Here is an 18,695-nt window from a genome sequence, read left to right as displayed (position 1 = left end):
AATGTGTAAATAAAAAGGCCCAATCCAATAATGGATTAGGCCTTTTTATTGTAATTAATCGTTAGATTTTCTGTCAAAACTCTGTTTTAACTCAGCAATTTTAGCGAGCATTTGTGCTTGATTCTGCTCCATCTTTAGTTGATTTTCTTCCATTCTTGCTAACGCTAATTCAAGCTCTGATTTGAGTTCAGCTTTACTGGCGTCTTGGCGTTCTTGACGTTCAGCTTCATCGGGTGCGACAAACACAGAAGCCATATAGCCTGAAATGACACCGAAAAAACTCACACCACTGATAATCACTATGCCGCCGATAATATGGCCAGCCGTACTCACAGGATAATAATCACCGTAGCCTACGGTCGAGATAGTCACCAATGCCCACCAAATCGCTTGCTCAGCGGTTTGAATATTCGCGCCCTCTGTGCCACTTTCGACGATGAGCATAATGACAGAAGCTAACGCTAAAATTGTCACCATAGCGACCAGTAAACTGGCTAAGGTGGTTTGTTTGCGTTGTTTTATCAGCGGTAAGAGTAATGATCGGCTCATACGGATCAAGCGTATAACGCGTAAAATCTGGAACAAGCGCGCCATGCGCAATGCTTCTATTGCCGGGATACTGGCAACAAAATCGACCCAGTGATGCTTAATAAAAAATAATTTATCACGAGCGCGGATCAATCCAATAAAGAAGTTAAGCATGAAAATCATGCAAATACCGCTATCGATGAAGAAGAGTAAGCGATAGGTTTCGCTATCGAGGCGGCCAAAGGTCATGACGAGCACGATAATCACTGACAGCAAGGATAAAATCATCATCGCCATTTCGATTGGAGAAGGCGTATCGAGGGTGCGAAGTGACCACGGGGTTTTATCTGTCATGCCAAACATTATTCCTGTTTTAGTGCGGTGGATCACTAAAGTAAAAGACTTTTGATTGCGAGTAAATTTTTTTAGTGAATTTAAAGAGCACTTTTTTTGGGGGGGGGGCTTCTTTATTACAGCGCATTTGACTCAAGGATTGCAGACCGATTTGATGTATGAGTATTAGGCTTTATCCACAAAATGGACGAGGTCATCAAGTACACGACGTTTAATTTCGAGTTGTGAATCGGCATTTAAACCATACTTTTCTGCTAGCTGAACGTAATCATCGGCGTTGAGTGATACGGTTAGGCGTGGGCGAGAAGGGCGTTTTGAGACCGTTAAGCCCAAAATAGTGCGAATTTGATCGGAGGGGCTAACGCCAGCATCTAATGCGGCTTTACGAATCGAATATTGAAATTTTTCATCGAGATCGAAAGCCACTTGTGTTGCTTTCGCGGCCTGTTGGTTTTTTAACCATTGCTCAGGGAGAGCGTGCTTGGTTTTACTCATAACGTATTACCTATTGCTATCAATCGTTTCTATCGCGCTTATCTGTGAGATTGTATTGGGATTATTGATAAAGTGCGAGCTCACACTTTATCTTATTTATACATTATTTTGCTGGCCAGTAATCGCGAATATCCGTTAGTGGGCGATATAGAGTCAATACGACATCGGTATCGCCGCCCTCATAAACTTCAACTTCGACGGCACGGTTCTCATCGTCATTGAGGAGTAAATAATACTCGAAGGGTTCACCCGTGGCACCATTAGCATCTTGTGGTGGCTTTTGGCCGCGGTAATCCTGCCGATGGAAATAGCCAAAACCTGCAAAAGTGACTTGATGGTACTGTTTACCAAGCCATTGTTCAAATTGCGTAGCAAGCTCCGGAGGCAGTGCTTGAGTTGTGAGTTCGGCGTGGCCGGGTTCATCAAATATGGCACTGAACTGCTCAAGATCGAATAATTGCTCCACTTGGGCGCGAGAAATCTTAATCGAAAAAGCAAGATAGCTTTCATCGTCTTCTTCAATACTTAAAAACAGCGTGTCGCTACCATGACCTTTAAGCAACCACTCCGGCTGTTGATCCCGCTCTGATTCGTAGGTATTGACAGCTTCAACCCGTAATTGCTGGCCACGCAGTTGTGGTGGTAGGGCAAAGCTATCATCGAGGGTAATCATATCGCCCACATTAAGTTGTGATGGGTGATTGAGCTCGCGTGGCGGCGGCGCTTTTTTACCAAACATGCTATTGAAAAATCCCATCGTAACTCCTGCTGTGATTTACATGTGATAATAATGCTTACTCGGGCGCGGCTTTAAATTGACTAGCTGCGTATATTCACGGGCAAGATGATCATTATTTGATGAATAAAACAAAAAATGCCGAGTTCAGTAGGGGATTATCCCTCTAGAACTCGGCATTCGGTCAATCATAACTTAGCTTTTACGTGCTTTAATTCGATCTAACACGGCATTTGCATTTGATTTCTGTTCACCAATACCTGCTTCAGCTAGCTTAGATTGCAGTGATTTGTCACTGTTTTCATCGGCTAAGGTTTCAGCAGCTTTCAAACGGTCATCAAACTGTTGCTGACGAGCCTTGATGCGCTCTAATGAATCCTTGGCGTTCATCAACTTAGAGTTGCTAGACGCGAACGAGTCTGTAATGGTTGCCGTCGCTTTTTGTACGCTTTCAGTGGTTTTAACCATGCTTAACTGGCGTTGATAATCAGACAGTTGGCGCTCGGTCTTTTTCACTAAGTCTTTCAAGCGCGTTGCATGGGCGCTAAAGCTGTCGTTAGCACTTTGTTGCTCGGCTAACTCTTGATCTAACATGGCAATTTTTTCAGCCACTTCAATCGCTAATGCTTCATTACCTTTATCAAGAGCTTGTGTTACATAACTTTCGTGTTCGGCGATTGAACGCTTTAGGCGGTCGATTTCACGACTGGCTTGCATTTCTTTCGCCATCACGTCAGTGAGTTCACGTTTAGCATTGGTTAAGTGCTTTTCAGCGTCACGAACTTCCTGTTCGAAAATACGGGTTGAGTTGGCATCAACAATACTTTGGCCAACTTCGGTGGCACCGCCGCGAAACGCTGTTAAAATTTTATTTAAAATGCCCATTTTGTGGCTCCTTATTTAAGATAGTCGACCATTTCATCAATAACTTCTAAACAGTTATCGGATAAAACTGCTAATTCTTGTTCAATTTCAAGCATGCTAGATTGAAGTGATAGCGCACCGTAAACCACGTATTTGTCATCAATTTTTGCAAAGGCTGACAAGGGCATTGGAATGTTGAGCTCTAGCATAGTTTCAAACATTTCACTGCGACGCTCTTGGTTTACTTCGTTCTCGCCCCACAAATAGCTGATGCACAAAATCTGATTGTCCGTTACCGATACAAATACCGGGATTTCTTCACGGCCAACGACATTCACTTGCAACACTTCGACTTCACCAGTAATTGGATAGCAATCAAACTGGAAGCCTGTTTGGCTGTTGTTGCCCAGACTGTTGAGATGGTTGGCAATGGTATGGATATTCATATTTGTCCTTGTTGACATATTATGTCTGTGTTCAAAGATAGCACTGAGACATAATATGTCAAGCACTATCGCATCCTATTAAAAAAGATTCAGCCCTTGATTCTCTGACCAATCTTGCAAATGGTAGTGATACAGTTGCAACGAACCCAATTCATTGGGTTTAATCTTAGTGGCATCTTGGTAAAAGTTTGCCGGAAATTCAAAAGCACCCTCTACTAAGCCTAAGGTTAGCCAATCATCTTTGATGGGTAACTCAGTCAGCTTGGCTAACCGGTGCTGTGCATCAAGGCCATCTAAGGTTGCAATACTCCAGCCCCATTCACCAAAACTGGGGACATTATGATGATACTGTTTGACGTTAAATCCCGCTAAGGCCAAGGTTTTTGCAATCGAAATAAATGCCTTGGGGGCATGGTACGGCGACGTTGACTGTACTGTCAGAGCACCATCACTACTGATAAGTTCCTTTAATTTACGGTAGAAATAATCTGAATACAGCTTGTTAAGATCAGGATGGCTCGGATCCGGTAAGTCCACAATAATCGCGTCATATTTCACACCAGTGGCAATCAGTTTGTCGACTCCATTAAAGGCGTCATCGTTGATCACTGTGACGCGGGGATCGTTCAGCGCATTACCGTTGAGCGCGAGCATAGCGCGGCTGAGATTTTCAGGCATATCGGTATCAGGCGATGTAAATAATTGCACTAAACCTACATCAAGATCGAGAAGTGTAACTTGCTCAGGCTGCCAACGGAGCACTTGTTTGAGGCCAAGCCCGTCACCACCGCCAATGATCAGCACTTTGTTGTGACGTGCACTGGCGGCAAGTGTGGGATGCACCAGAAACGCATGGTAGATGTGTTCGTCTATGCTAGAAAACTGCAAGCGACCATTGATATATAAGTTATATACGGGGGCGAGACCATTGCCACGTAACCGCTCAGTAAAGGTCAGTTGCTGGAAACGTGTAGCTTTGGAATATACCACCTTATCTTTATAGATCAGGTTGTTGAAGTGCTGCTCCCAGTGCGGGCCTTGGAATGCTAGGACTAGCAAGACACCCGTGACGATAACATGTCCAGTCAACAGCAGTTTTGCACGACGGATTTTAGACCAGAAACGCCAGATAAATACAAAACCCGCCAACAGATTAAAACTAGCAGTCAAAGCGGCAGCGAGCTGGATATCAATGGCGAGCATAAAACCAACCCAAATGGCGGCACCTATGCCAGCACCAATATAATCAGCGCCATAAATCGTCCCCGCATTATGCAGTAAATGTTCATCTGAAAGCGATTGACGCACCCGTGCAATTAATGGGATTTCCATGCCGATCATCAAACCCAGTAACACGCCCCAAACATAGGGTAAATATTCGCTGAGTTTTTGCAGTGTTCCTATCATGCCGCCTTCAGGCAAGTGATCTGGCGGCAAGCCTAAGGTGTTAGCAATCATCAACGGTAGTTGTTGGCCAAAACCAATGACCGCCGCAGTGATTAAAATGGCGAGCGAGCCACATAGCGCAACAGTGAGCTCTAAAATCACAAAACCGGTAAAGGCATCACGGATCTTACGGGCGGCGAAGGCGCCTATGCCCATGGAAACGATCATCAGACCAATCATGGTATAGATGGCGGCTTCTAATGCGCCTAAAATGCGCCCCGCATAATGGGATAAAAGATATTCGTAAATCAGGCCGCAGCCTGCTAATACCGCCATAATGCCCAATAATAAGACATCATCGAACCAACCTAGGCGGCTAGGTTTAGCCGCCGAGGGAGTTAAACTATTTTGTTGCATTTGATTAGGCCATCAGTGCCGTAAGAATAAGTGCGATAGCGATGCAGATCGCCATTTCTACCGCAGCAATACCGATATTGTGCTGTTTTTCTACTTCATCAGCTAAATCGATACGGGCTAATACCAGTTTTTTCACGATAAATAGCAGTAAGGACAGCACGAGCAGCATGATGATTGAAAACACTAACCAGCCGATTACGTTGGTTACATAAGCGGTTGGATTAAAAATAATAAAGTGACTAGCAGCATTAAAGCTCAGCGCCATGGCAATCATATAACCGGCATGACGTAGCGCTAATGCGGTATGACCTTTTACTAGGGCTTGCTGCATGGACGAGTCTTGATTGCGACTTGCAAAACGGTTTTCGCGCCAGCGCGTCAGCAGCACTAACATTAACTGTGAAATTGCAAAGGCGCTGAAAATAGCAATAAAAGTATCTAAGGTTAAGTCTTCTGCCCATAACAACACGGCGCGGATAATAATTGCAGTGGCGATGGCGGCACTGGCATCAACAATCGCGACTGACACATTGCCTTTGATGATTTGCTCATTCTTATCAAATTCATTTAGCGCTAATTTATCGTGCAGGAAACGGCCAAATTTAATCAGCACTAAGCCGAATAAACCATAGGAGCTCATGCCAATCGCTTCAGTAAGATAAGAGTGTGCAGCAGCCCCTGTGATCGCGCCCGTTAGCACTATGCCCAGTGCGGCAACAGCGCCAGCGGTACTGATACCAAAGGCGAAGTTATCCCGCTCCGCCAGCTCTTTGCTGCTGTTGACTTTGACACTCCAACCCTGCAAGTAACGCATCAACGTTAGCAGAATCACCGCAATAGTGAGATCAATCGCCAGAATGGTAGCTAGCTCTGACGTGATACCGAAATCTTGAAATAATATCATTGATAATCCTTAGTTACTTACCGCGGCGCACACTGCGGGTCGTACGATTACTGGAATTGCGAAAACTGCTGTCTTTAGCATAGTTAGAGCGAAACTTACTTTTTGAGTTGTTCGCTGAACTCTTGCTTGCGCTAGTGGTGTTGGCTTTGGGAGCGCTGGTGCTTTCACGGGATAACGCCGTGCCACCGGTGCGTGCTTTCGCATAGGGGCTGTCAAAGCGCTTACCTTGGGAATCAAAGCGCTTTTTCGTCTGCTCAAATGTCTTAGTCTGTGCGCTGGCTTGTTTGGGTGAGGTATAGCGGTAACGACCTACGTCATTATAATAACTATAGCCTCGGTTCCCTGACCAGCGGTCGTAGGACACTGGCCGATTGAAGATATTGGAAAACATCGAATACATGCCATACCAAGCCCAAAATGAGGTACCGCTTGAGTTTGTTTGCCAATTACCATAAGCCGGATTACCCACCAGTTGGCTACCTGGGCCAAAGTCTTCGCCGCCATTAGCGAGGGTTGCGGCTTCGCGGCTAATCGAATTGACTCGAGCCAGTTTGCCGTCAGACATATCGGCGACGACGTTGACAGGATCTGACAGCATGTCGTTATACAAGCTGGGATCTGCAGCTTGATAGAGGTTTTCAGCCTCTGCTAGCTGTTGATCGAGATCGGCAAAGTTACTCGCTACTTTCGACTCATCTAAACGACGTTTTAGTGAGGTATACATGGGGCCTTGAGTGCCTGCATCCTTAGCTAATTCATCGAGTAAGGGGGCTAACTCAGGCTTCTGTTGCGTCAATAATGTGGTGTATTGTTTTAATAGGTTAGCGTTACGCAACTGCCCATCGTCGAGCATAGTCGTGAGTGTGGCAAGGCGTTGCTGCGTGAGTTGTTGATACTTAGCAATTTTATCCGGTCTGTCATCGCCACAACCCGTTAGCGCTAGCGCAACGGTTATAAAGAGTATCGATGTGAGAACACGGGTTAGCATTCCTGCCATGTTTTCTCCAAAAGGTAATGAAATAAAACGCAAATAGTTGCAGACAATCATAATCCGCTTGCTCAATATGCCTACTGCAAGGTTATAGTACCCTTAAATGTCGCAGATAAAGCCTATAGCTTTACGTGTGTGCTACATCTGGCAGCTGTAAGTCATGGCAAACATAACATGATGCTGCATTAATTTATATCATTACGACATAATATGTCGATAGCTAAATTTGTTAGGAACCATTATGGCCATGCAAAAAGACAGTAATAAGTCATTGTCTATTCTCATTAATCAAACTGCGGAGCGTAATTTACAGCGGTTGGAGGAAGTGTGGTCCGAAGGGCTGGCTCAATTAACGCTTACACAACAGCAAGAGCTAAAAACGGTTTTAGGGCTCAGTGATTATGTGGCCGCCCAGTTATGCCGACATCCCGAGTGGATTAACATGTTGTTTGCCGGCGAGTTAAGCTTGATTGAGCGTAAAAATTTTGATCTTGAATTGCACGAAGTATTGAGTAGCACCACAACCGAAGAGATGGCCAAAGCCAGCTTGCGACAGTTTCGTAATTATCAAATGGTGCGCTTAGCCTGGCGTGATTTTTTAGACTACGCCAGTTTAGAAGAATCACTACTGGATCTGTCGGCGCTAGCTGAAGCCTTAGTGATTTGCGCCCGCGACTGGCTCTATAAAGAGATGTGCGCCCAATATGGCACGCCGATGGACAAAGAAGGTAATGCACAGCCGTTACTGATTTTGGGTATGGGAAAATTAGGCGGCCGCGAGCTGAATTTTTCTTCTGATATTGATTTGATTTTTACCTTTCCAGAACACGGTGAAACCGTCGGTAGCCGCCGTAGTATAGATAATCAACAGTTTTTTATCCGTATGGGGCAAAGGTTAGTTAACTTGCTTGACCAAGTTACGGTAGATGGATTTGTGTTTCGCGTAGATATGCGATTGCGCCCTTATGGTGAAAGTGGCCCGCTGGTGGTGAGCTTTAGTGGTCTTGAGGATTATTACCAAGAACAGGGCCGAGACTGGGAACGCTACGCCATGGTCAAGGCGCGTGCGCTAGGACCTTGGAACCATTTCTGCGATGAACTACACAGTTTGCTCAGGCCCTTTGTGTATCGCCGTTATATCGATTTCTCGGCGATTGAATCTCTGCGAAAAATGAAGCAACTTATCGCCCAAGAAGTGCGTCGCCGGCATTTGACCGACAATATTAAACTCGGCGCGGGTGGTATTCGTGAGGTCGAGTTCGTGGTGCAGAGTTTCCAATTAATTCGCGGTGGCCGCGAACCAGCACTGCGCCAGCAGAGTTTATTCGGCGCTATCGATACGCTCTACAGCTTAGGACAATTTGAATATTTGGCAGTCGATGAGCTTAAACATAGCTATTTGCTACTGCGCCGAGTCGAGAATTTACTGCAAGCCATAGACGATAAACAAACCCAAACCTTACCAAATAATCCGCTAGATTGGGCGCGACTCTGCCATGTACTTGATATGGCCAGCGAGGTCGATTTACGTACCCATATTGAAGCAGCAATGAGCAAAATCCATCGTCACTTTAAAGCCACTGTGGGCGGAGAAGAAGGCGAGGATAAAGCTGAACACTGGACGGCGCAGCTGTGGAATGTACAAGATGTTGATGATGCCGTCGCGTTATTAGCCGAGCAGCAAATCGACGATGACAAATTATGCCCTATGCTCAGCAGTTGGCGCGAAACGGTCACTAAGCGTTCTATTGGTCCACGTGGGCGGGAAACCTTAGATAAATTAATGCCAAGATTATTGGAAGAGTTAATTAATCAACAGAGTCCATCGGCTGCTTTTGAGCCTGTGTCTAAGGTGATGGAACAAATTTTAACTCGCACTACTTACCTGGAACTTTTGTGTGAAAATCCAGGCGCGCGGCAACAGCTAGTGAGCCTATGCTGCGCCAGCCCTTGGATTGCGGCGCAGTTGGCTAAGTTTCCTATGCTGCTCGATGAACTGATTGACCCTTCACAGCTCTATGACACCACCTCCATCGATGATTATCCTAGTGAGCTGCGCCAGTACATGTTGCGTGTGCCCGAGGATGATATGGAGCAGCAGATGGAAGCGCTGCGCCAATTTAAGCTGTCACAACAACTTAAAATAGCTGCAGCCGATGTCACAGGGGTTTTACCTGTGATGCAAGTGAGCGATCACTTAACCTTTTTAGCTGAAGCGATTATCGAGCAAGTGGTAATGCAGGCGTGGCAACAGGTTTCAGTGCGCCACGGCGTGCCCGCTCACCTTGAGGGCAATGACACAGGTTTTGCCGTTGTTGGTTATGGCAAGCTCGGTGGTATCGAGTTGGGTTATGGCTCAGATCTCGATTTAGTTTTTTTGTGTGAAAACAAAGCAGATAACAGCCAGACCAATGGTGAACGGCCAATCGAAGTCGGCCATTTCTACCTCAAACTCGCCCAGCGTATTCTGCATTTATTCTCGACTCGTACCACTTCGGGTGAGTTGTATGAAGTGGATATGCGGCTGCGTCCCTCGGGCGCCTCAGGATTAATGGTCAGTGAAATTGAACGCTTTGGCGAATATCAAGCTAACGAGGCGTGGACGTGGGAACATCAAGCCTTAGTGCGCTCGCGTTTTGTTTTCGGCGACAATAGTCTAGCGGTCAAATTTAGCCATATTCGCGCCTCGATATTGGAAAAACCAAGGGATAAAGTTGAGCTAAAAAAAGCGGTACGTGAGATGCGCCAGAAAATGCGCGACCATTTACTTAAGGCAAATGAAGGCATATTTGATCTAAAACAGAGCCCCGGTGGTATTGCAGATATTGAGTTTATTGCTCAGTATTTAGTACTGGCTAACGCCCATGAGTATCCAGAACTGACGATTTGGTCTGACAATGTGCGGATTTTTGGTGTATTAGCCGAGCTTGAACTACTACCTATGATGAGTGCCCAGCATTTAACTCAAACCTATTGCTTACTCAGGGATGAAAATCATCGATTGACGCTGCAGCAAAGACTCGGCCTATTACCCGTGCCAGCGGTGTCTGAATATACGGAGCGAGTGTTGGAGATTTATCGAACGATACTTGAATAAGTGTGCTGTGAAATAATACGTTACTCTGTAGGTAAAGCGTTTAAGGAAGCCCGCAAGAACACCTAATTTAGGCTAGAGTTTAATAAGAGTCGTTAGCAGAGAACGCTATGATATTACCTATAATTCCTGACAATGAACTGCAACGTTTGGCTAAGTTACGTGCACTAAATGTGCTTGATACTGATACCGAAGAGCGTTTCGACCGAGTCACCAGGCTCACTCGCAGAATTTTTTCTGTGCCTATTTGCCTTGTGACGTTAGTCGACGCTGAGCGCCAATGGTTTAAATCTCATCAAGGAATCGAGGCGACTGAAACATCGCGAGATATTTCCTTTTGTGGCCATGCGATTAATTATGACGGTATTTTTATCGTTAACGATGCACTTAACGATCCGCGATTTTGTGATAATCCATTAGTAGTACAAGAGCCCTTTATTCGCTTTTATGCTGGCTATCCATTAACGATTAGTGATGGTTTTCGTGCTGGGACTCTATGTGTTATTGGTACAGAACCTCGGCAACTAACTAGTGAAGAGATTGAGATTCTCACCGATTTAGGGAAAATGGTAGAAGCTGAATTATTGTCAATTGTGCAGAATACCCTAGACCCTTTGACGACTATTTCTAATCGTCGTGGTTTTGAGGTATTAGCACATCAGGCATTAGCGAGTTGTCGACGTACAAAGATGGCTGCTACGTTGGTCTTTTTTGATCTCGATTTTTTCAAAGAAATTAATGATTGCTTTGGCCATCGTAAGGGCGATCAGTTGTTATGTGATTTTGCCCATATTTTGTTAACGGCTTTTAGAGAGTCAGACGTCATTGCTAGAATGGGAGGGGATGAGTTTGTCGTGTTGTTAAGCTTTGTACACAAAGATACGGTTAACCATGCTATTGAACGCTTTAAGTTATTGCTTGAACAATATAATCAACACCATCAGCATAAATTATCTACCAGTATTGGTATTGCGCACTGGACACCCGATTCGGAACTTGGTTTGGATGATCTTTTAGATTGTGCTGATAAGGCCATGTATCAAGATAAAGCGATTCGTCGTAAATCGTGATTTTAAGCGTTAGCACAATGAACTCAATAAAAAACAGGTATGAATCTCCCTTCTTTATTACTACTTCTATGCAGTAGTAAGCATGGCCCAATCTTGATATAAAGCTAAGCCAATTAATACGTTAATTGGAAGATAACTCCAAGTGATGCCGACATGGCTAGACTAATATTGACTTCAGGTATCGCTGCCTGCGCGGCAATATAAGATGCAACTGCACTCTTAACCCCGCCAGCACCTAAATACTCCCCGAGGTGACATCCAGCCATAAATCGGCACTAATTCCACAATATGCAAATACAAACGGAATAATCGCGGTAAACACCAGTAACCGCCCAATTTTGATTGTTGGTAATCACTTCGAATATGGCACAGTGATGCCGTAGTGGGAGGAGACCATCACATCAGGTTAAGTATACTTTAGCGCTGACTAAACCCATTTCACGTAAAAATAATGCAAGTAACGTTTTATTGTGCACGAAGCAGATTTTGCTACTTGCTTGATGTTTGGATTGTTAGTGGTGCTCAAGGCGTCACGCTCGGTGACACAATATAAATTGAGAGTAATGAGATGATACTGCTTAGCATCGCTTCAGGCTTAAGTTAGTTATTTCATCGAGCACATTACAAGAAGGTTGTGAGAAACCAGTAATCCCACTACATTTTTTTTGCTTAAAACTATCTTTAATGAATTAAAAAAGTAATAAAGAAGCTTAAAGTCCAAATTTGTCCATTAAACACCACTTCAGCTTTGCGTCTTTGTAGTAACGAGGACAGCACATCACTCAGCAGTGCTTGTTTTAAAAGTTTCTACACAGATATTTGCATATCTTTACCTGTTAACGACACTTCCTTCGTCTACTAAGTTTGGCTAACTCTATATACTGCAGAAATAATTTTGGTTTCTTAACAAGCTTGAGCCAGATAATGGCTTGCTGTCTTTAGCATTGATGGACATGACAATACCGATGAAAAAATCCTCAAAGCGTAACTTACTGCTCGCATTTAGCGGCTTAATTATTCTGGGCGGCGGTGCTTATTTTCTGTGGCATAAGCCTGATACTGCGCCTACTTACGTGACTGAAGCAGTGCGCCGTGGCGATATTGAAAACTCAGTACTCGCCAATGGCATGTTGCAAGCCTCTAAACTGGTAAGTGTGGGCGCGCAGGTGTCAGGTCAGATTTTAAGTTTGCCTTTGGCACTCGGGGATGAAGTGAAGAAAGGCGATTTAATTGCCCAGATTGACAGCCTTGCACAACAGAATAATTTGAAAGATGCGCTCGCATCACTTAAGAGCATCAATGCCCAGTTCCGTGCCAAACAGGCGCAAATTCGTCAAGCAAAATTGGAGTTTACTCGCCAGCAAGCCATGCTCGCCGATAGCGCCAGCTCCCGTGCCAGCTATGAAACTGCAGAAGCTACTCTGACAGTTTACCAAGCTGAACTTGAACAATTAGAGGCGCAAAAACAACAGGCTGAGATTAATGTTGATAGTGCCAGAATTGATTTGGGTTATACCAAAATTACCGCACCTATGGACGGCACTGTGGTGTATTCGGCGGTGGAAGTCGGCCAAACCGTTAACGCGAATCAAACCACACCAACCATAGTCGAAATGGCGCAACTCGAAACTATGACGGTTAAGGCGCAAATCTCCGAGGCTGACGTGGTCAATGTCCACCCGGGGCAAGCCGTGTATTTTACTATTTTGGGTAAGCCCAATCATCCTTACCTTGGCACATTAAGGGCGATAGAGCCTGGGCCGATTTCGATGAATGGTGACGACAGCAAGATGAGCTCAAGTGACTCAGATGCGATTTACTACCATGGCTTGTTTGATGTAGAAAATCCTGATCGTACCTTACGTATAGGTATGACTGCGCAGGTTTCAATCGTGTTAGCTAAGGCTGACGCTGCGTTGTTAGTGCCCGCGCAAATACTACGTATCAAGCCGAGGGACAAATCAGCGGCATCAGATAAGCCTAGTGAGCGCAAAACTCGCCGCGGTCCGCAGTATCAAGTGCCGGTATTAGTTGATAACCAAGTGCAATATATGGATGTGACAGTGGGCATTAATAACAAAATCAATGCTGAAATTACTGCAGGGTTGAAAGAGGGCGATCAGGTTGTGTTGGGTATGCCATCTTCAGACAGCGGCAGTAAGCTGCGTCGTCCACCTAGTATGAGGTTTTAATAGTGACAACGGCATTACTTGAAATTTCAGGTTGTTACCGCACCTTTCAAGCAGGCGATCAGCAACTTACTGTACTGAAAGATGTTAATTTGTCGATTGGTCGTGGCGAATTGGTGGCGATTGTTGGCGCTTCTGGCTCGGGTAAATCGACCTTGATGAATATCTTAGGTTGTTTAGATAAGCCATCAAAGGGTGCGTATTTTATTAATGGCCAAGATACGTCGACTATGGATGTTGATGAGTTAGCGCAATTACGCCGTGAGCATTTTGGCTTTATTTTTCAGCGTTATCACTTGCTTGGCGATCTCACCGCCATAGGTAATGTCGAAGTGCCCGCTGTATATGCTGGTAAAGAACGTAGCGCGCGTAAGCTAAGAGCCGAGCATTTATTAACGCGCTTAGGTTTAGGCGATAGATTAGATCATAAACCGAACCAGCTCAGTGGTGGTCAACAACAACGGGTGAGTGTTGCGCGGGCGCTAATGAATGGCGGTGATGTCATCCTCGCTGATGAGCCCACTGGCGCACTCGATAGCCATAGCGGCGAAGAGATGATGCGCTTATTGCAAGAGCTACACCACGACGGCCATACCATCATTATCGTGACCCACGATATGCAAGTTGCCCAGCATGCTGACCGTATTATTGAAATTAAAGATGGCGTCATTATCAGCGACGAACCTAATCGTAGCATGCGTGATAATGCAGAGCCGCAAGGGGCTTACACTACGAGTGCAACTGGTGTTACTCAAACGGTAAAACCGACACGTATGGCTTCGTGGGACAGATATGTTGAAGCATTAAAAATGGCTTTGCTTGCCATGTCGACCCACAGATTACGTACATTTCTTACTATGTTAGGGATTATTATTGGTATTGCTTCGGTAGTATCTGTTGTGGCACTGGGTGAAGGTTCACAGCGTGAAATTCTTAATAGTATCAGTTCGATGGGCACTAATACGATTGATATCCGCCCAGGCTCTGGCTTTGGTGATAGGCGTTCTGCACGGGTACGTACCTTAACGGGTAATGATGCCAGTGCCCTTAAAAACTTGCCCTATGTTGATAGTGTCACGCCGAGCATTACCTCTAGTGCAACGGTGCGCTTTGGTAATAAAGCCGTATCGGCATCGATTAATGGGGTCGGACCTGAGTTTTTTAGGGTACGCGGTTATGAATTAGCACAGGGGCAATTCTGGGATGATGCCAGTGTAACTGCCTTAGCTCAAGATGCCGTGATTGATGATAATACCCGTAAACAAATCTTCCCCGATGCCTCGGCAATTGGCCAAGTGATTTTTTTAGGTGACTTACCCGTGCGCATTATCGGCGTGACCCAGCCAAAGGAAAGTGCTTTTGGCAATAGTGATGCGCTGAACGTATGGGTACCTTACACCACAGTTTCAGGGCGTATGGTGGGGAAAAAATACTTAGATGGGATAACCGTGAGGCTCGATGAATCCGTACCCAGTAATGCCGCTGAGCAGGGTATTATCAGCTTGCTAAAAATGCGTCATGGGACTCAAGATTTTTTCACTATTAATACCGATACCATAAGGCAGAATATCGAAAAAACTACTGCCACTATGACCTTGTTAGTTTCGGCGATTGCGGTGATTTCTCTTATTGTTGGTGGCATTGGGGTGATGAATATTATGTTGGTGTCTGTTACCGAACGTACCCGCGAAATTGGTGTGCGTATGGCGGTAGGTGCGCGTCAAAGTGATATATTGCGCCAGTTTCTTATCGAGGCTGTGCTGGTATGTTTGTGCGGAGGTGCCTTAGGCATTGCCTTAGCTTATTTGATTGGCGTTGTATTTGCGTCGGCGGGTGGCAGTTTCCAAATGATTTACTCAACAACATCCATCGTTGCCGCCTTTGCCTGTTCAACATTAATTGGTGTGCTATTTGGTTTCTTACCTGCCCGCAATGCGGCGCGATTAGATCCCGTTGATGCATTAGCAAGAGAGTAATAACACCATGGAACATAAAATCTTTAATCGAAAACTAACTCTTTGCGCTGCAGCGATTGCGGTTGGGATAGTGCTTGGCGGCTGCGGTAGTTTTATGCGCTCAGATTTTGAGCCGCCCGCACTGGAGATGCCTGTCCATTGGCAAAATATTGCTGTGAACGAGCAAGTGAAGCTTGACCCTTGGTGGCAGCAGTTCCATCAGCCAGAGCTTGATAAGCTAATCACTCAAGTATTAAGCACCAATAATGACTTAACGCTTGCCACGTTAACACTGCAAAAAGCCCGCTTACAGGCGGGGTTAACGCGGGATGATTTATATCCGCAGCTATCTTCAAATCTGAGCGCTTCACGCAACCAACCCCTTGATGGTGGCGATGCGACAAAAAGTTATCAAGCCAATTTATCGGTGAGTTATGAAGTCGATTTATGGGGTAAGGTTTCGGCTAATATCGACCAAGCTCAATGGGCGGCTTTGGCTAGTGCCGAAGATAGAGAAAGTACCGCCCAAAGCCTAGTTGCAACCACCGCATCTCTTTACTGGCAGTTAGGCTATTTGCATCAACGAGTGGATTTGAACAAAAAAAGCATAGAGTACAGTCAACAAACTCTCGCATTAACTCAGCGGCAGTATGATTCTGGCGCCGTCACTCAATTGGATGTGCTTGAATCAAAGCGCAGCCTTGCAGGGCAAGAGGCGGCTCACAGTCAGCTAGTGCAGCAATTAACTGAAACACAAAATGCCCTTGCTATTTTATTGGGTAAGGCGCCAGGGCTTAATGAAGTATCGGGGGAGAATGGGGTTGAGATAACGCAACTCCCCGAAACAGCGGTGCCTGAGATTAGCGTTGGCGTTCCTGCTGATTTATTAGTGCGCCGCCCCGATGTTAAGGCGAGTTTGTATCAATTGCGTTCAGCCTTAGCGAGTAAAGATGCCACCTATGCGAGTTACTTTCCAAGCCTCAGTTTAACCGGCAGTGTTGGTGAATCGACCTCTGAGTTAAAGGAATTACTACGTAACCCCATTGGCAGTTTAGGCGCAGGCTTAGTGTTACCTTTTTTGCAGTGGAATCAAATGCAGATCAATAACGATATTGCAGATATCGATTATCAAACTGCGGTAGTGAATTATCGCAAGACACTCTATTCCGCTTTTAAAGATGTCGATAATGCGATTTCAGCAAAGCAGCAATTTGCTTATCAAGGCGATAAACTCATGCAGCAGTTTACGGCTGCCGCTGAGGTTGAAGCCATTTATGCTAGCCAGTATCGTTACGGCGCGATTGGTATTCAAAATTGGATTGACGCGCAAGAGAAACGCCGCAGCGCTGAGGCGGCTTTACTTGAAAACCGCTACAACCAATTCACGGCACAAGCCACGCTTTATCAAGCGCTTGGCGGTAGTGATATCGCCCCTCCTTTAATGCAGGAATAACCGTTTATACCGAAAAACAAAAAAACGCTATTAATAGCGGTTTTTATTTTTTGAATCGTTCAATTAGACGTTGTTAACCCTATTAGCTACGTAATATTTGTAGTGGTAGGCTGAGCATATCATCGCCTGAACTCGCTAAGTGCCAGATAATGCCAATCAAGGCGCCGACAGTAAGTAAGTACCAAATAATTGAGAATATTTGTCCATATCTGTCTAACGGTAACAGATGGCTTTGGTGGCGAGTGCGCCACTCAAAGATAATTTCTAAGCTACCGATTAATAGCAAAAATCCTAATAATGCTAAGCCCAAGGTATAGCTGATATATACGCCAAAAGCTGCGCCCGCAGCACAGGCGACTAAGCCCATAATACTGTTCATTGAAAAGCTAATACTCTTCAAAATATGGCCGCCGTCTAAGGGTAAAATCGGCAATAAATTAAATAGGTTAAGCAGGGCGTTGAAGGCGGCAAGGCCAGCAAAAAATACATTGTCTGTCGCGTGGTAAGCGATGAGCGAGGCTATCGACATCAATAGACCAAAGGTCGGCCCCATGATGGATATCACTACATCTTGCCAGCGGGTGTTAATTTTTTCATCTGAGAGCGCAAGTCCGCCCATAAAGGGGATAAGGTAAATGCCTTTAGTTTTCATGCCGAAATATTTCATTGCACGGATATGACCGTATTCGTGAAATACTAAACAGGCGATAAGTGCCAGAGCAAACTGGAATGAAAATAGCCAAGAGTAGGCTGCAATACTGGCGCCGGCTAATACGACCTTGATGACCTTAGCACTTTTTAGCAGTTTAAAACCGAGAGACGCTAACCCCACCATGCTAAGTTTTTGCTGTTTAACGATAGGTGTTTCAGGGGTTTGGCGTTCGATATCTTTTTCGGTACGTTGGCCTTGTGCGATGACTTTATCGTCTTGAAGTAAGCAATAATCGAGGCGAAAAGGTTGCCAAACGAGATCGATTTCAAGGCGCATTTGTATTGTCGTTGCTGCGATAGCATTAGCCTGTTCGCCGCCTTCGAGGACTGGAATACTGCTATGGTGTGTCAGTTCAAAGACATGCACTTTGAGGCCGCCATTATCGACAGCTGCGGCTTTTTGTGAGACTAAGTTGTTATCCCAGAAGAGTTGTTGCCAACCTGCGAGCGAGCCTTCTAAGCGCAGTTGTTTACCTAAACAGTCAATCTTAAGTAGTTCCAATTTCGGTTCCATTTGTTCGTATATCTGAGTGCTAACTCATCAGTTATTGTTAGAGTTAACACCTGAAATTGCCATATTTTAGCGTATTGGCAGCGTTTAATCACCGCCTGAATAGTTGATATTGTTACGTTGCAGTAAATTATGCTGCTGATTTGCCAATTGTGTGTGCTTTATTCTTCAAGGGTACGGACGATTTCAAACCCTTGAGTAACGGTGGTAAAAGCGAGTTTAGCCACACAACATTGGCCTAGTGCTTGGGCATGGTTTTGCACCCATTTTATAAACTCTGTAAGCGGGAGTATTTGTGGTTGACGCAGTAATTGAGGTAGTTCGCTCACGGGATCTTCATGGATGGTCTGTGGTGTGGCACAGATAAAATAAAGCTGACTTTTTGAGTCTAATAATTGATCCGTTTCAATAAAATGGTGCTGATAAAGACAGGCTAATTCGAGCCAATCCCTTTGGTGTTCAAGGTAGAGCAATTCATCATGTTGAGTGAGCTTTACAATTGCAGGCCACTCAATACTCGACATATTAACGCTTGTCATTTTAGATCCTTAAGATATTAATCCTATTGGCAGCAGTAACAAGCATGAAGGT

15 protein-coding genes and 2 pseudogenes are annotated in these 18,695 nt (G+C 45.1%); 6 read left to right on the top strand and 11 right to left on the bottom strand.

The genetic code is table 11. From position 1 onward, the window contains the following. Positions 1–54: 54 nt before the first annotated feature. The 8 genes from C9I43_RS12630 to C9I43_RS12595 all read right to left on the bottom strand — a co-directional run bounded on the left by C9I43_RS12630 (position 55) and on the right by C9I43_RS12595 (position 7,127). The gene (locus C9I43_RS12630; RefSeq protein WP_107884156.1) at positions 55–882 is read right to left on the bottom strand and encodes an ion transporter; all 828 of its coding nucleotides are present in this window, start codon (positions 880–882) and stop codon (positions 55–57) included. Between the two features lie 165 nt (positions 883–1,047). Beyond that, positions 1,048–1,377 (bottom strand): hypothetical protein, encoded by a 330-nt coding sequence (locus tag C9I43_RS12625; RefSeq protein ID WP_107883675.1) that lies wholly within the window; start codon positions 1,375–1,377, stop codon positions 1,048–1,050. A gap of 103 nt (positions 1,378–1,480) precedes the next feature. Further along, positions 1,481–2,134 carry a DUF4178 domain-containing protein gene (locus C9I43_RS12620; RefSeq protein ID WP_076497772.1) on the bottom strand — a complete coding sequence of 218 codons (654 nt, stop codon included), beginning with the start codon at positions 2,132–2,134 and terminating at the stop codon, positions 1,481–1,483. Positions 2,135–2,308: 174 nt separating this feature from the next. Then, positions 2,309–2,998 (bottom strand): PspA/IM30 family protein, encoded by a 690-nt coding sequence (locus C9I43_RS12615; RefSeq protein ID WP_107883674.1) that lies wholly within the window; start codon positions 2,996–2,998, stop codon positions 2,309–2,311. A gap of 11 nt (positions 2,999–3,009) precedes the next feature. Beyond that, positions 3,010–3,423 (bottom strand): YjfI family protein, encoded by a 414-nt coding sequence (locus C9I43_RS12610; RefSeq protein WP_076497768.1) that lies wholly within the window; start codon positions 3,421–3,423, stop codon positions 3,010–3,012. A gap of 78 nt (positions 3,424–3,501) precedes the next feature. Further along, complete coding sequence (locus C9I43_RS12605) at positions 3,502–5,226, bottom strand: polyamine aminopropyltransferase (protein WP_107883673.1); 1,725 nt, start codon at positions 5,224–5,226, stop codon at positions 3,502–3,504. 4 nt (positions 5,227–5,230) lie between these two features. Further along, positions 5,231–6,130, bottom strand: coding sequence for a DUF350 domain-containing protein (locus C9I43_RS12600; RefSeq protein ID WP_076497764.1), 900 nt, complete (start codon positions 6,128–6,130; stop codon positions 5,231–5,233). Positions 6,131–6,143: 13 nt separating this feature from the next. Then, positions 6,144–7,127 carry a hypothetical protein gene (locus C9I43_RS12595; RefSeq protein ID WP_076497762.1) on the bottom strand — a complete coding sequence of 328 codons (984 nt, stop codon included), beginning with the start codon at positions 7,125–7,127 and terminating at the stop codon, positions 6,144–6,146. Positions 7,128–7,362: 235 nt separating this feature from the next. Here C9I43_RS12595 and glnE point away from each other — a divergent pair, with 235 nt between their 5' ends. Both glnE and C9I43_RS12585 read left to right on the top strand, forming a co-directional pair. Then, positions 7,363–10,218, top strand: coding sequence for a bifunctional [glutamate--ammonia ligase]-adenylyl-L-tyrosine phosphorylase/[glutamate--ammonia-ligase] adenylyltransferase (glnE, locus tag C9I43_RS12590; protein ID WP_107883672.1), 2,856 nt, complete (start codon positions 7,363–7,365; stop codon positions 10,216–10,218). Between the two features lie 107 nt (positions 10,219–10,325). Further along, entirely contained in the window at positions 10,326–11,285 is a 960-nt protein-coding gene (locus tag C9I43_RS12585) for a sensor domain-containing diguanylate cyclase (protein ID WP_107883671.1), read from the top strand. Positions 11,286–11,398: 113 nt separating this feature from the next. On the opposite strand, the gene C9I43_RS19235 is transcribed toward C9I43_RS12585, so the two are convergent. After that, positions 11,399–11,551 (bottom strand): hypothetical protein, encoded by a 153-nt coding sequence (locus C9I43_RS19235; RefSeq protein WP_220732115.1) that lies wholly within the window; start codon positions 11,549–11,551, stop codon positions 11,399–11,401. A 699-nt stretch (positions 11,552–12,250) separates the two neighbouring features. Between C9I43_RS19235 and C9I43_RS12575 the strand changes: the two genes are divergently transcribed. The 4 genes and pseudogenes from C9I43_RS12575 (at position 12,251) to C9I43_RS12565 (ending at position 16,882) form a co-directional block, all read left to right on the top strand. Beyond that, positions 12,251–13,477 (top strand): efflux RND transporter periplasmic adaptor subunit, encoded by a 1,227-nt coding sequence (locus tag C9I43_RS12575; RefSeq protein WP_076497756.1) that lies wholly within the window; start codon positions 12,251–12,253, stop codon positions 13,475–13,477. A gap of 2 nt (positions 13,478–13,479) precedes the next feature. Continuing rightward, positions 13,480–14,161 (top strand): annotated as a pseudogene (locus C9I43_RS19230) (ATP-binding cassette domain-containing protein); the annotation flags it as partial. Positions 14,162–14,244: 83 nt separating this feature from the next. Beyond that, positions 14,245–15,450 (top strand): annotated as a pseudogene (locus C9I43_RS19225) (ABC transporter permease); the annotation flags it as partial. 7 nt (positions 15,451–15,457) lie between these two features. After that, positions 15,458–16,882 carry an efflux transporter outer membrane subunit gene (locus tag C9I43_RS12565; RefSeq protein WP_107883669.1) on the top strand — a complete coding sequence of 475 codons (1,425 nt, stop codon included), beginning with the start codon at positions 15,458–15,460 and terminating at the stop codon, positions 16,880–16,882. A gap of 82 nt (positions 16,883–16,964) precedes the next feature. Here C9I43_RS12565 and C9I43_RS12560 read toward each other — a convergent pair whose 3' ends face one another. Then, positions 16,965–18,107, bottom strand: coding sequence for a site-2 protease family protein (locus C9I43_RS12560; protein WP_181317886.1), 1,143 nt, complete (start codon positions 18,105–18,107; stop codon positions 16,965–16,967). A 158-nt stretch (positions 18,108–18,265) separates the two neighbouring features. Then, complete coding sequence (locus C9I43_RS12555) at positions 18,266–18,643, bottom strand: DUF4144 family protein (protein WP_076497748.1); 378 nt, start codon at positions 18,641–18,643, stop codon at positions 18,266–18,268. Positions 18,644–18,695: the final 52 nt, after the last annotated feature.

This window comes from Shewanella morhuae (genome assembly GCF_003028295.1).
GTDB lineage: Bacteria > Pseudomonadota > Gammaproteobacteria > Enterobacterales > Shewanellaceae > Shewanella > Shewanella morhuae.
The sequence above is the reverse complement of the archived record's forward strand: the minus strand, read 5'-3'. Positions and strand labels throughout refer to the sequence as shown.

Coding starts and splice junctions, on each gene's coding strand:
- C9I43_RS12630 (WP_107884156.1), bottom strand. CDS start 882: ATGACAGATAAAACCCCGTGGTCACTTCGCACCCTCGATACGCCTTCT.
- C9I43_RS12625 (WP_107883675.1), bottom strand. CDS start 1,377: ATGAGTAAAACCAAGCACGCTCTCCCTGAGCAATGGTTAAAAAACCAA.
- C9I43_RS12620 (WP_076497772.1), bottom strand. CDS start 2,134: ATGGGATTTTTCAATAGCATGTTTGGTAAAAAAGCGCCGCCGCCACGC.
- C9I43_RS12615 (WP_107883674.1), bottom strand. CDS start 2,998: ATGGGCATTTTAAATAAAATTTTAACAGCGTTTCGCGGCGGTGCCACC.
- C9I43_RS12610 (WP_076497768.1), bottom strand. CDS start 3,423: ATGAATATCCATACCATTGCCAACCATCTCAACAGTCTGGGCAACAAC.
- C9I43_RS12605 (WP_107883673.1), bottom strand. CDS start 5,226: ATGCAACAAAATAGTTTAACTCCCTCGGCGGCTAAACCTAGCCGCCTA.
- C9I43_RS12600 (WP_076497764.1), bottom strand. CDS start 6,130: ATGATATTATTTCAAGATTTCGGTATCACGTCAGAGCTAGCTACCATT.
- C9I43_RS12595 (WP_076497762.1), bottom strand. CDS start 7,127: ATGGCAGGAATGCTAACCCGTGTTCTCACATCGATACTCTTTATAACC.
- glnE (WP_107883672.1), top strand. CDS start 7,363: ATGGCCATGCAAAAAGACAGTAATAAGTCATTGTCTATTCTCATTAAT.
- C9I43_RS12585 (WP_107883671.1), top strand. CDS start 10,326: ATGATATTACCTATAATTCCTGACAATGAACTGCAACGTTTGGCTAAG.
- C9I43_RS19235 (WP_220732115.1), bottom strand. CDS start 11,551: ATGGCTGGATGTCACCTCGGGGAGTATTTAGGTGCTGGCGGGGTTAAG.
- C9I43_RS12575 (WP_076497756.1), top strand. CDS start 12,251: ATGAAAAAATCCTCAAAGCGTAACTTACTGCTCGCATTTAGCGGCTTA.
- C9I43_RS12565 (WP_107883669.1), top strand. CDS start 15,458: ATGGAACATAAAATCTTTAATCGAAAACTAACTCTTTGCGCTGCAGCG.
- C9I43_RS12560 (WP_181317886.1), bottom strand. CDS start 18,107: ATGGAACCGAAATTGGAACTACTTAAGATTGACTGTTTAGGTAAACAA.
- C9I43_RS12555 (WP_076497748.1), bottom strand. CDS start 18,643: ATGACAAGCGTTAATATGTCGAGTATTGAGTGGCCTGCAATTGTAAAG.